This is a genomic window from Kosmotoga sp. (genome assembly GCF_982836095.1).
This window is the reverse complement of sequence record NZ_CEYIHJ010000003.1, coordinates 1-12336: the sequence shown is the minus strand read 5'-3', so window position 1 is coordinate 12336 and position 12336 is coordinate 1. Positions and strand designations below refer to the sequence as shown.

Sequence of the window (12336 nt, the reverse complement as noted above, 5' to 3'; positions counted from 1 at the left end):
GCTTTTCTGATATTGACGTTGTTATACGGCGGCATTTGCACATTGAAAACAAGTTCCCTTATAGCGGGGCTTTGGCCTTCATAAACAACGTATCTGGGATCGCTCTTGATTATGAGCAAATCACGGGGATCTAAAGTTCTGTAAGCTACATCGATTTCTCCGCTTTCAAGGGCGAGTCTCAATGTACTTGCATTCTGGTAGAACCTTATTACGATGGTATCCGTTTTTGGCTTGGGCCCAAAATAATCAGGGTTAGCCTTCAAGATCAGCTGAACGTCTCTCTCCCAGTCAGCGATATAATATGGTCCAGAAGCCACTGGAGCGTCGTAGAAGAAATCGTCTGCGGGTGCTACAGCCGGATCAACCGGATAAGCAACGGTATATCCAAGCACGGCTATGAAAGCGGAGAACGGATACTCCAATGTGACTTCAAAGGTGTAGTCGTCCACTACTTTCGTTTCTGCAACAATGTCAGATAGAAGGAAAGCTGGATCACCGTTTAATGCAATTACCCTATCAAAAGAAAACTTCATGGCATTGGCATCTACCGGGTGACCGTTCATAAATTTGGCATCTTTTCGTAGATGGAATGTGTAAACCAAACCGTCTTCCGAAATATCCCAGCTTTCCGCTAACCATGGGATTATCTCAGTTCCGCCTACTTCGTAGTCTACTAAACCTACCATGGTATTCTGGAGAATGTTACTTGAGAAATAGTCATAGCAGTCTGCGGGATCGAGAATTCTGATTTTGTCGGTTGTCCCAATGGTGATGTGGCCATTAGCAAAGACAAAAAGAGCAAGCGTTAAAATAAGAACAAGAAAAAGAGCTTTTTTCATGCTTTCACCCCCTAATAAAGATATTCCCTGATAAGAAAGTTTATCACAAAATATCTTTGTGATTCAAGTCAACAAATTGTTCATGGGTAGCTCAAGGAGAAAGAGTTACCCTTTTTATGCACTTTTGACTTTGATATCGTATCCATAAGAGATAGAATGGATATAAAAGAGTATCACAAATTAACAGATGGTTCGTATTCAAACCTGAATGCTATTTTGTTATCTGTTAAGTATCAAGTCCTTTGCTTTGCCGTGTTAAGGGAGGTGCTGTGATGTACAGGTTGAAAAGGGACAGTGTCATATACGAAATGTCTAAAAATAATGAACCTGTTTTGTACATAAATCCAGGCGATAAGATTATCGTTGAAACTGAAGATTGTTTCGGGCATAAAATCACCAGCGAAGATCAACGGCTTGGAGAAGATTTCGATTTTTCAAAAGTAAACCCGGCGACTGGACCTATTTATATTAGAAATGCAAAGCCTGGAGACAGTGTTGTAATAGAAATAAAGCGGATTGAGCTCGATACACATGGTGTTGTGGAACTATATCCGGGTTTTGGTTTGCTGGGCGATAACATCTATGAAAGCAGGACAAAGGTATTAAGAATCGAAAGCAATCATGCGATTTTTGACACAATGCAACTTGATCTTAAGCCCATGATTGGGGTAATAGGCGTTGCACCTCTTCAAGGGGCGGTTCCTTGTGGCATACCCGGAGCGCATGGGGGGAATCTCGATACGGTGGAAATCACTGTTGGCAGCGTTGTTAAACTGCCTGTTTTTGTTGATGGAGCATTATTGGCTCTTGGCGATGTTCATGCGCTCATGGGACAGGGCGAGGTATGTGGTACCGGGGTTGAAACCCGTGCGCTTATAGAAATTGAAGTGACACTGGATGCTAATTATCACATAAATGAACCTATCGTGGAAACAAGCGAAGCTATCTATTTCCTCTCAAGCAACGAGAATCTCGATCTGGCGATTAAAAATGCAACTAAATATGCGGTTAGCCATATATCTGAAAAAAGAAAGCTAAGCTTTGAAGAAGCATATATGCTATCAAGTATTGTTTGCGATTTGCAAATCAGCCAGGTAGTGAATCCCTTGAAAACTGTGAAAATGAAAGTGCCCAAATCGGTATTGTGATTTACCAGCTTCTCAAACCAAAAAGCCGCAATTTCTTTTTGAGGTAGCTTGTTGTCACTTGGTCAGGCACCCCAAAAAGGTTATCAAGATTATTGAGATCACCTTCGACTGCCAAAGCTTCCATACCCCCTACCAAAAACAATTGACTATTGTGTCCCCCTGAAGAAACCAGGTCAATGTCCGGGAATTTTATCTTTCCACCTTTTCCATCCTTTGGGAGTGCTTTTAGTCTGGCCGTAATGGTTTTTATGCCATGACTCGAGCTTCCGTTTCCTTGAGTGTAATTTATATAAACATCTCCGCTAAGGGTTGTTATAGATAATAGGTCATTAACTGCTCTTTTAGAGAGTACATCAGAAAGGTCAGAAAGAGAGCTTATTCCCTGGTTGGCTACACTGCTGTTTCCATTGCCATTGTTAAATGCTTCATAGTAATCTCTGTATATGAGGTTTGAATTAATATAAATGTTTCCCGTAGCTACTATATCGTACTTTCCTATTACGGCTAGAGCTTTATGTGGATCACTTGCTTTTGAGTTGTAATCGAATATGGCATCTCCTTCTATCAGAACATTCAGGTAATCAATGCCGTAATCATCAAGGTCAATACTAAAAGATTTCCCGCCAGAGGTGAACGTGACCTTTCTTTCATAATTTTCGGGCTTTTTTGCATCATAATTTGTGGCAAAAGTAACATAAACCGGTACATCTGAACTGGGGGGATTAACCACCAGGAGTGTATCCTCAGTCAGAGATGTGGGCAAAATATCATATGGATAGTCAATGGTAACAGAAGCAAGGGAGCTGATTTTTTCAATTGTCTCTGAAACTTCTTGAGAAAGGTAACTTTCCGCCGAAGTAGCTATTTGGGTGTAACTGTAATCAGAGGTTTCAGGAGGAGCAATAAGATCGTGTGTGTAAAGGTCTCCGGCAAAAATGTTAGCCGGGTCTCCTGAAACCACCGTAGTGTTTCCAAAAATCATAACAGGCCCGGCAAAAAAATCTCCTTTACCTATTTTGTCTTTTCCTTTTGTGGTCTTCAATTCTGAAAATGTTTTCCCGGGATAAGCAGTGGCAAGGACAGGAATCACTTCAGAGATTTCCGCAAGTGTAGCAACTGCATATCTCGTCATACCGTTTTTTTCTGCAGAAGTGATTAAAATATATCTGTTTCCTATCTGATATAAAACAGCCGTGGCGCCGTAACTTTCAAGCCAGGGTTGAGTATCGAGCAAATTTCGGAAACCAGTGTCATTTGTTAGTAGATAACAACTAACATCTCTTAAGCTATTCAAACTCACTCCCCAGTAATAGCCTTCCTTACCTCCTTTGGAGCTGATAAAATTTATGAATTCTTCTACTTCAGGCCATGAGTCGTTGAAATACAGCTTGCTGTATCTGTCGCTGAGATAGCCAGTAGAAAAGTTGATAAGGTTTTCACATACATTTTGTACAGAACGAACCATCGAATATTCTCTTGAACGCTTTATCGTTCGATTAAGCTGCAAGCTCATAGTAGTTAAAATTATCGAAGCGAATACCATTACAAAAAGCGTAATAGTTAATACATAACCCTTCTTATGGTTCATTGTATCCAACCACATAAAAGAGATCACTCCTTCCGGTAAGTGTGTCTCTGAGTTTTGCCGTGTATAGACTTATATTTTCATCATTCCCGGGGTGTACCATATCTACATCTTCAATGAGTTCGAACTCTGAAAGTCCCAATCTATCCAGCAAATCATTTATCGCTTCCATCGTCGTTGTAGCAGAAGGCGAATACATGAAAAAGTCAATAATGGCTGATTTAGCTGCAAGAAATCTTACCGCGTGTTGGTTTTCATTGGAGATCTCTTTTGTGTGGCTTATAACAAACATACTCGAAATAAGGAAAATTCCCACAACAAGTAAAGCAATTATTGTTTCTACCAGCGAAAAGCCTCTTCTCAAAAGAACCTCACCGCCCCATTCGTCCTTCGAGTTACTCCTTCATAGCTAAGAGTAGCGTCGTAAGTTAGCCACTGTGTCTCGCTACCAGCTGAAAAAACAATATCACTTATATGTTCTGCAATGACATTAGTTACAGTTCCATCTGGAGTTGCTGGAAAAGTATAGACAACCCTCTGCGATCCCACATCGAAAAAGATCATCTGTGTGACAGTTGCAAAATTTGTTAATCCCGTATCTGTATATTGTGGTACAGAAGTGATAAAACTAATCGTATGTTCATCGGGAATTTCTGAAAGACCATTCCAATTCCTCGAAATAATATAGTCTAGAGAAGTCTGCAATTTCGTGGCTTCTTCATCGAGAATATTAGATTTCATAATTCGCCCGCTGGTGCGAATGAAAAAAACAGTAAGCACCAGTATAGTAAGAATAACTATAGATGAAATAGAAAGTGCTGCTAAAAGTTCTGCCAAAGTCATTCCTTTGCGCATGTTATCCATCCTTTTTAAAACTCATCTAAAAATATTATATACCTTCTCACCCTTTAACCGAACCAGCGAGCAGACCCCGTAAAAAATATTTTCCCAAAAGAACGTAAACCAATAGAGTTGGAAGAGCTGCGAGTAAAGCGCCCGCCATTTGCACATTCCACTCTACTACCTTGCTGCCCGCAAGATTAACCAGTGCAACGGTGATTGGTTGTTTTGTCGGATCGCTGGTTACGGTAACGGCAAAGAGGAATTCATTCCAGATATTCGTGAACTGCCATATTATCACGACCACAAAACCGGGAAGAGAGATAGGGAACAAAACCTTCCAATAAACCTTAAAGATACCCGCGCCATCTATATGGGCTGCTTCGATAAGCTCTGTTGGTACTTCCGCGTAATAATTTCTGAAGATGAGTGTTGTGATGGGAAGACCATAGATAATGTGAAGGATAACCAGTCCCCATATGGAACCGTATAGATTGATGCTCTGAAGAAATCGAATCACAGGGAAAAGAACGCTCTGGTAAGGAATAAACATGCCAAAGAGAATTAAGGTAAACAGAAGGTTAGAACCTCTGAATTTTATCTTGGAAAGCACATATCCATTTATAGAACCTACCAACGCGGAAATAATTGTAGCAGGTATAACGAGGATAAAACTATTTTTGAGATTTGGAGAGAGCTTCTGAAACGCTTTAACGAACCCCTGAAAAGACGCCTTCAAAGGCAAAAACCACATTTTTTCAAGGCTGACTTCCTGCAGTGGCTTAAAACTCGTAGAAATCAAAACATAAATGGGAATCAAAAAGAACAGGGTAAAAATGATCAAAAGAATGTATGTGAATAACTTGCTCACCCGACTCATTTGCTCACTTCCCTTTTCATAGATGAAACAAGGTAAGGTACGATTACAACAGCCACCATGACAAGCATGACTATGGCAATTGCAGAGCCTGTTGCGTATTTGTTAGCTCGAAAAGTCGTTTCAAACATGTAGATAGCCGGAACATCAGTAACATTGTTAGGACCACTTCCAGTCATTGAATAAACTAAATCAAAAATCTTCAAAGAGATGTGACCGAGGATAATCATTGCACTCAGCGTTATAGGTCTCAAAATGGGGAATTTGATTCTCCAAAAGATCTGCCTGCTGGTTGCTCCATCAACTTTTGCCGCTTCGATAAGAGCTTGGTCGATACCTCTCAGCCCGGCAAGGTACATTGCCATGGTATAACCAGATAACTGCCAAATGGCAGCAATTATAACCGGGATTAAGGCGAGATTGAAATGAAATATTGAAACCGTACTCGTATACCAGCTCCATTGGAGAGATTCCAACCCGAGTAATTTATATAGGAGATTCATTCCCTGAGGAAATTTTGGTAAAATGCCCGGTGCGAAAATCCAGCTCCATACTGTACCCGTTACCACAAATGAAATTGCCATGGGGAAGAGAAATAAATTTTGAAAAATCCTCGATCCCTTAAGGCCCTTATCCAGAAGCACCGCTAACAAAATTCCCAGTGAAAGGCACCCCAAAATAAAAAAGAGTGTGAAGAAGAGCGTGTTCCATAGATCCGTTTGAAATCTTGGGTCTTCAAAAAGGCGAAAATAGTTTCTGAGACCCACGAAGATGTATTCACCTTTCATCAACTTTGAAAAACTATTCCAGTTGGAAAAGGACACCCTGACAGTCCAACCAATAAACCCATATACGAAGATTCCCAAAGAAATCAAGGTTGGAAGAAGAATAAAAAAGCCTAAAAGCCTTCTACGTGTTGAACCCTTTATCTGAATCACCCCCAAAAAAGAAATAATAGGGCCCTAGGGGCCCTATGAATTATTCGAGGTAATCTTCAGCAGCGTAAGTAATTTCTCTGAGCGCTTTTTTAACATCTTTTGTGGTGATATACATATTTATCGTATCGTTTAGGGCAGTCGCAAAGCCTTCAGGGGCTGCGGAACCATGGATTATGGATGGGCAAAGGGCATTTGTTGCAAAGTCATTCATTGACCAGGTAAGATAGTCATCATAAAGGCTCTTGTCAGCATCGATCCTTGCCGGAATGGATCCTTTTATCGGGTTAAAAGTATCCTGTCCCTCCACAGAAGAAATTATCTTCAGCCATTTGATGGCATTTTCTCTGTGTGGAGCGTTTTTCGGTAGCCCAAAAGTGTCCGTTACGACCATGAAGGAGCCTTTGGTGCCTGGAACCGTCATCCAGCCAAATTCCTTTCCTGGAGTCCAGCCAAGAGTCTTCAAATAGCCTTCTGCCCAATCTCCCATTACATTGAAAGCCGCTTTGCCCTCAAAAACAAGCAATGTCGCATCCTGCCAGGTGAGTGAGGCATGATTTTCGTTTATATAATTCATGAGTTCTATGAAAATTTCAAGGGCTTCCTTAACACCCTGGTGGTCGAAGGAAGTTCGACCATTCCAGAGGCCATTGTAATTGTATGCGCCAAGAGCCGAAAGAAGAATATCTTCAAAAAGATGGGTGGCTGTCCACTTGTTTTTATCACCCAGGGCAAGCGGAACATATCCTGCGGCTTTTATTTTCTTGAGTGCTTCGATAAATTCTGGCCAGGTTGCTGGGAGTTCTTTGATACCCACTTCCTCAAGTATTGCTTTGTTGTAGAAAACGACATTACCCCTGTGAACATTTACAGGAATAGAATAAATTTCGCCATTGTAACTGCAAATTCTCAAGATATCAGCTGGAAACTTATCCTTTATTTCCCATTGTTCCAAAAGCCCGGTAATGGGTTCCATCATACCGGTAACAACATAGGTGTCAATTAGCTCCATACCACCATGTACCTGGAAAGAATCAGGCGGATTGCCCCCAAGCATCCTTGTTTTCAACACAGCTTTTGCGTTAGTTCCAGCACCACCTGCTACAGTAGCGTTGATGATCTCAACGTCTGGATAGTACTTGTGGAAAACATCGTACAATGCAAGTAGTCCTTCTTCCTCACCTCCACCGGTCCACCAGCTAAAAATCTCCAGCTGGTTGCTGGCAAATGCTGCATAAGAAAGTAGCAAAACCACCAAAATCACAAGTACCTTCTTCATTTCAATACCTCCCCCTTTCTGTTTTCCCCGGTTGGGGTTTCCAAAATTAAGTATACTTAAAAATTAGTTGCAACCAAAGAGTAACAACGACTTGTCACAACATTTTTACAGAAAGTAGCGTTATGATTGGATGTTTGCTCTAAAAAGAGAATTAGGCAGGAAAAATTGTATAATAGTCTGGGAGGTGTTCAGGTGAATTACAGAGCAATAATGATCGGTGAAGAATTGAAAGAGCTCGATGCCTTTAATTGCTTTTCAAGCATATATGAGCTTGATTTTGATTATCTGGTGAATGTTGGAAAAGATCTACCCACATTGTTGTTCATAGATGGAGCTTCCTATGATGAAAAAGTGTTGCAAGACTGGCTTTACGCTTTTACAAATATAATTCTCATAAATAACAACCCTATCAGGGCTTTCATACTCAAAGGCTATTCTGAAGAGATTCATTTATTCAAAGGTTATTACAGAATAGTTGGAAGTCCGCGAAGTTCAAGACAGCTTGTTCAAGAAATCATCAAGCGTATTGATTCACAGCTATCCAGAATCGTTGGGGAGAGTAAGAAAATCGTAGAGCTGAAAAAGATGCTGGTGCTTTCAATGTTTTATGATGGAAGCGTTATGATACTGGGTGAAACGGGAACGGGAAAAAACCTCTTAGCTGAGGTAATGGCTGAACTATCACCACGATGGGACAGACCCTTCTATTCTATGAATTGCGCAGCTATACCAGATACCCTTTTGGAAAGTGAGCTCTTTGGTTACAAGAAAGGAGCTTTTACCGGTGCAAATACGGAAAAAGCTGGGCTTATAGAACTGGCAAATACTGGAACGCTTTTTCTCGACGAAATTGGCGATATGCCTATGAACCTCCAGGCAAAAATATTGAGTATTACCGAAAATCGAGAGTATTTTAAAATAGGTGCTACACGACCTAAAAAAGTGGATGTAAGGTTTGTTACAGCAACTAACAGAACAGATGATACCGCACTTAGAAATGATCTTCGCTTCAGATTATCGGCGATAAAAGTCGAGCTTCCCCCATTAAGAGAGAGGAGAGGGGATATTCCGATTATATTTGACAATGTGCTCAGAGAAAAAGGATATTTGCTTACTTTTGAGAGTTTACCCAAAGAACTAAAGGAAATTTTCCTGGAATATGATTACCCAGGGAATATTAGGGAGTTACTCAATATGATTGAGGAATACCTCGCCGTGAACGCTGTGGTTTGCATGACAACAACTAAAAATCTCGAAGAACTCACGCGTTTATTAGCCGAAGAGGCGAAAATCAAATATATTACAAAAGGGCTTACTTACAAGGAGTTTTTAAACGATTTGCATAGGCGTATAACTAAAGAACTACTTGAACAACGTACAGAAAGCCTTAAAAACGATATAAACCTCGTTTCTAAAGAATTTGGGCTAACACCCAGGCGAATTCGTGATTTAATTGGAGAGTTCGGACTGAAGTGAGCCCTAAAGCGATTTCTCTCTCCACTCTGTTATGATACCTATAACCGAAGGTCCCAGATGCGTTAATACAACAGGTTCTATTGTTGATACAAAAGTTTCTACATTGTTGAAGTTGCTTTTTAGTTTTTTAAGTAGGAGCTCACTATCATCCGGACGATTCACGCTGAGTATTCTCACACTTTTCAATTCATGCCTTGCCATAGGCATAGTAGCGAGGGAGAACAATTTTTCGAGAAGCTTCTTGTTCCCTCTGATCGTTCCAGCTGCTTTCAATTCTCCATCAGATAGTTCTATTAAGGGCTTCAAATTCAACAAGCTCCCGATGAGAACCTTGGCTTTACCGATTCTTCCTCCACGATATAAGTAATCAAGTGAATCAACGGAAAAAATTATCCGGACTTTTTTGTAAAAGTGATTCGCATATTCGAGCAATTCTTCGAGAGGTCGCCCTTCATCTGCGAGTTTTCTCAAACTAATAGCGAGTGAACCTAATGCGTAACTCGTGAGTTTTGAGTCTATGACTTTAACTGGTATGTCAACCATTTCGGCTGCAACCAGAGCAGAACTGTAGGTACCACTCAATTTTGCCGAGATAACGGGAACAAGAATACAATCACACTCTGCCTTGATCTTTTCAAACACTTCAAAAAAGTCATTTGGACTTGGCTGTGATGTAAGTGCGGAAAAAGAGCTATCGAGCATCTCTTTACTATATTCTTTTGGGTCGATTTCAATGGCTTTAGTGTACTTGCCATCTCTGTTGATATAAAGCGATACAAGGTGGATATTGTACTTCTCAAGTACCTCAGGTTCAAGAGAACAGGTGCTGTCTGTGACAATACCGCATTTCAAAATATCACCTCCCGAAGGTGTAAATGCAATAAAATGCCAGCTTTAACTTTGGTTAAAACGTTCGAAATATGTACATATTAGCGAGATTAAGTACGAAAACTGTACGCAAAAAGAATATGCTGTATAATTTATTCATAAGATGAGGAGGCGATAAATTGCCAGTAAGGAAAATACATATTCCGCAGGAAGTAGAAATGAGCGAGCTCTTTGGTGAGTACGACCGCAAAGCTCGTTTCCTTCAAAGAAAGTTCGATGTTAAGTTATCTATAATTGGGAATGAAGTGTGGATAAAGGGAGAAGATTCAAAAATTATTGAAATTGTGAAAGATATCGTTGATGAGCTCATAGAAATGAACACTGACGGACATCTAGTTGACTGGAGAGAATTTGAGTACCTTGTTGAACAGCATGAAATAAAGCAAAAGGAAGAAACGGGATTCGAAGGTTACTACAAAGAAATTAAAGGGACCAGCGTTCTCACCAATACGATAAAACCTAAAACGGTGGGTCAGAAGAAATACATCGAGACTATGAGAAAAAACGATATTGTTTTTTCAATAGGTCCAGCAGGCACTGGAAAGACTTATCTTGCTGTTGCTATGGCTGTGGACTTTTTGAAATCTGGAAAGGTACAGAGAATAATCCTCACAAGGCCCGCGGTTGAAGCAGGTGAAAAGCTGGGTTTTTTGCCTGGAACACTTTCTGAAAAAGTGGATCCTTATCTTCGCCCGTTATATGATGCTCTCATGGATATGCTTCCCATGGATAGACTGAGTTATTATAAGGACAATGGCATTATAGAAGTTGTACCATTGGCCTATATGAGAGGTCGAACTCTGAACAACTCTTTTATTATACTTGATGAAGCCCAGAACTCCACTTATCAGCAGATGAAGATGTTTCTAACAAGAATAGGCTTTAATTCACGAGCTGTTGTCACCGGCGATATAACCCAAATAGATCTTGAGAGGAATCAAAATTCCGGGCTCGTATTAGTTCAAAAAGTGCTGAAAAACATAGATGGGATTTCCTTTGTGTACCTTACTGAACAAGATGTTGTGCGAAATCCGCTTGTGAAGGAAATAATAAAAGCGTACGACATCTACGAAAGAGAGGAAAGAAGTGATGAAAAAAGGGATTAAAAAGAAAAGTCGTGCAAAGTCCTTTGAATTAGAAACCATCACCAATTATCTGCTCTTTCCAATCTTGATGGTGCTCCTGACGAATGTGTTTTACCTTAATTGGCCATCGAATCCCTTCATATCTTTTACTGGTTCTATAATTTTCTGGTACCTTTTTGCCGAAACCAGTTTCAATCGTAGCAATTATTTCAAACTGCACAGAACATACAGATATGTCGCTTTTTCTGTTATAACAATGGGAATTATTCTCAATGCGGCGTTTTCTTATTTCTTGTCTCCGAACTATGTAGTGAGCCTTTCACCGATTTTTCTTTGCGTAACTATTTTGACCATTTTAATGGGTTACGAGGAAGGTCTGGCTTCCGGGCTTTACCTTGCTTTTATGACTACTACAATCAACAACTTTTCCATTGAGGATTTTGTCATTCTTTCAGTAGTTGCGCTTTTCTCAGCCCTTTTAACCCGGAAGATTCTAAGGAGGATAAACATAGCACGTGCCGGGTTTGAAGTAGGTATAATATTTCTATCGATAAGGATTATCGACTATCTTTTCAATATGAAATTCAATACAATGGATTTGGCATTCTCGTTTTTGAATCCGGTAATATCTTCTATAATCGCTGTGGGTATTATTCCATATATAGAATACGTAAGCAGGATATATTCGGATGTTGGTTTGTTGGAGCTTGGAAACCTATCTCACCCGCTCTTAAAAGAACTCTCTTTGAACGCTCCCGGCACTTATTATCACAGTGTGGCTATTGCCAACCTTGCTGAAGCAGCTGCAGAGATGATTGGTGCGAATGCCGTATTAGCCAGAGTCGCATCGTATTTTCATGACATTGGCAAATCCAGAAGGCCACAGTATTTCACAGAGAACCAGCGTGAAATCAATCCCCATGATGGCTTAACGCCTTCCATGTCGAGTCTTGTTATCAGCGAACATGTTAAGCTCGGTGTGGAGCTGGCGAGAAAATATAGACTCCCTCTGCTGGTTGAGGATATTATCAGGGAACATCATGGTACACGTGTGAAAAAGTATTTTTATCACAAAGCGAAAAGCTTTGGAGATGCAAATATTGAAAATTTCAGGTATCCAGGTCCCAAACCTCAGTTTAAGGAATCGGGAATAATTATGCTGGCAGATTCTGTGGAAGCTGCTTTTAAGAGCCTTAAAGATCCATCACTTGGGAAGATAAAAGAACTGGTGGAAGATATTGTAAACGGTATTTACAATGAAAGGCAACTTGATCAAAGCGGTCTTAATCTCAGCGATCTTGAAGAGATAATAGATGCCTTTACTCGTGTATTGGTAAACACCAGTCAAAGCCGAATTGAATATCCCAAGGAAAAGGTGGAAAAG

The 12336-nt window shown here is 40.4% G+C and carries 12 protein-coding genes; 4 read left to right on the top strand and 8 right to left on the bottom strand.

Translation table 11 applies throughout. The features are described from left to right. Positions 1–839, bottom strand: an 839-nt coding sequence (locus AC3LHT_RS00465) for an ABC transporter substrate-binding protein (protein WP_488661657.1), incomplete at its 3' end; no start/stop codon positions are given. A gap of 272 nt (positions 840–1111) precedes the next feature. On the opposite strand from AC3LHT_RS00465, the gene AC3LHT_RS00460 reads away from it, so the two are divergent. Next, positions 1112–1987, top strand: a complete 876-nt coding sequence (locus AC3LHT_RS00460; RefSeq protein WP_488661656.1) for an acetamidase/formamidase family protein — start codon at positions 1112–1114, stop codon at positions 1985–1987. Between the two features lies 1 nt (position 1988). Here the strand turns inward: AC3LHT_RS00460 and AC3LHT_RS00455 are convergent, their stop codons facing one another. From AC3LHT_RS00455 to AC3LHT_RS00430, 6 genes are read right to left on the bottom strand one after another with little or no spacing between them, the layout of a single operon-like run. Next, positions 1989–3575, bottom strand: coding sequence for a hypothetical protein (locus AC3LHT_RS00455; RefSeq protein ID WP_488661655.1), 1587 nt, complete (start codon positions 3573–3575; stop codon positions 1989–1991). Next, positions 3565–3936 carry a type II secretion system protein gene (locus tag AC3LHT_RS00450; protein WP_488661654.1) on the bottom strand — a complete coding sequence of 124 codons (372 nt, stop codon included), beginning with the start codon at positions 3934–3936 and terminating at the stop codon, positions 3565–3567. Before AC3LHT_RS00450 ends, AC3LHT_RS00455 begins: the two co-directional genes overlap by 11 nt. Then, positions 3933–4427 (bottom strand): prepilin-type N-terminal cleavage/methylation domain-containing protein, encoded by a 495-nt coding sequence (locus tag AC3LHT_RS00445; RefSeq protein WP_488661653.1) that lies wholly within the window; start codon positions 4425–4427, stop codon positions 3933–3935. The genes AC3LHT_RS00450 and AC3LHT_RS00445 overlap by 4 nt, the downstream gene beginning before the upstream one ends. A 46-nt stretch (positions 4428–4473) precedes the next feature. Continuing rightward, entirely contained in the window at positions 4474–5292 is an 819-nt protein-coding gene (locus AC3LHT_RS00440) for a carbohydrate ABC transporter permease (protein ID WP_290667354.1), read from the bottom strand. Beyond that, positions 5289–6233 (bottom strand): carbohydrate ABC transporter permease, encoded by a 945-nt coding sequence (locus tag AC3LHT_RS00435; RefSeq protein ID WP_488661652.1) that lies wholly within the window; start codon positions 6231–6233, stop codon positions 5289–5291. The genes AC3LHT_RS00440 and AC3LHT_RS00435 overlap by 4 nt, the downstream gene beginning before the upstream one ends. 34 nt (positions 6234–6267) lie before the next feature. Continuing rightward, positions 6268–7503, bottom strand: coding sequence for an ABC transporter substrate-binding protein (locus AC3LHT_RS00430; protein WP_488661651.1), 1236 nt, complete (start codon positions 7501–7503; stop codon positions 6268–6270). Positions 7504–7695: 192 nt separating this feature from the next. Here AC3LHT_RS00430 and AC3LHT_RS00425 point away from each other — a divergent pair, with 192 nt between their 5' ends. Further along, the gene (locus AC3LHT_RS00425; RefSeq protein WP_290667349.1) at positions 7696–8979 is read left to right on the top strand and encodes a sigma 54-interacting transcriptional regulator; all 1284 of its coding nucleotides are present in this window, start codon (positions 7696–7698) and stop codon (positions 8977–8979) included. Between the two features lie 3 nt (positions 8980–8982). Here the strand turns inward: AC3LHT_RS00425 and AC3LHT_RS00420 are convergent, their stop codons facing one another. Next, entirely contained in the window at positions 8983–9831 is an 849-nt protein-coding gene (locus tag AC3LHT_RS00420) for a DegV family protein (protein WP_488661650.1), read from the bottom strand. A gap of 155 nt (positions 9832–9986) precedes the next feature. Here AC3LHT_RS00420 and AC3LHT_RS00415 point away from each other — a divergent pair, with 155 nt between their 5' ends. Together AC3LHT_RS00415 and AC3LHT_RS00410 are read left to right on the top strand one after the other, a co-directional pair. Then, positions 9987–10973 carry a PhoH family protein gene (locus tag AC3LHT_RS00415; protein WP_290646270.1) on the top strand — a complete coding sequence of 329 codons (987 nt, stop codon included), beginning with the start codon at positions 9987–9989 and terminating at the stop codon, positions 10971–10973. Beyond that, on the top strand, positions 10957–12336 hold a 1380-nt coding region (locus tag AC3LHT_RS00410; protein ID WP_488661649.1), incomplete at its 3' end, for an HDIG domain-containing metalloprotein. The genes AC3LHT_RS00415 and AC3LHT_RS00410, both read left to right, overlap by 17 nt.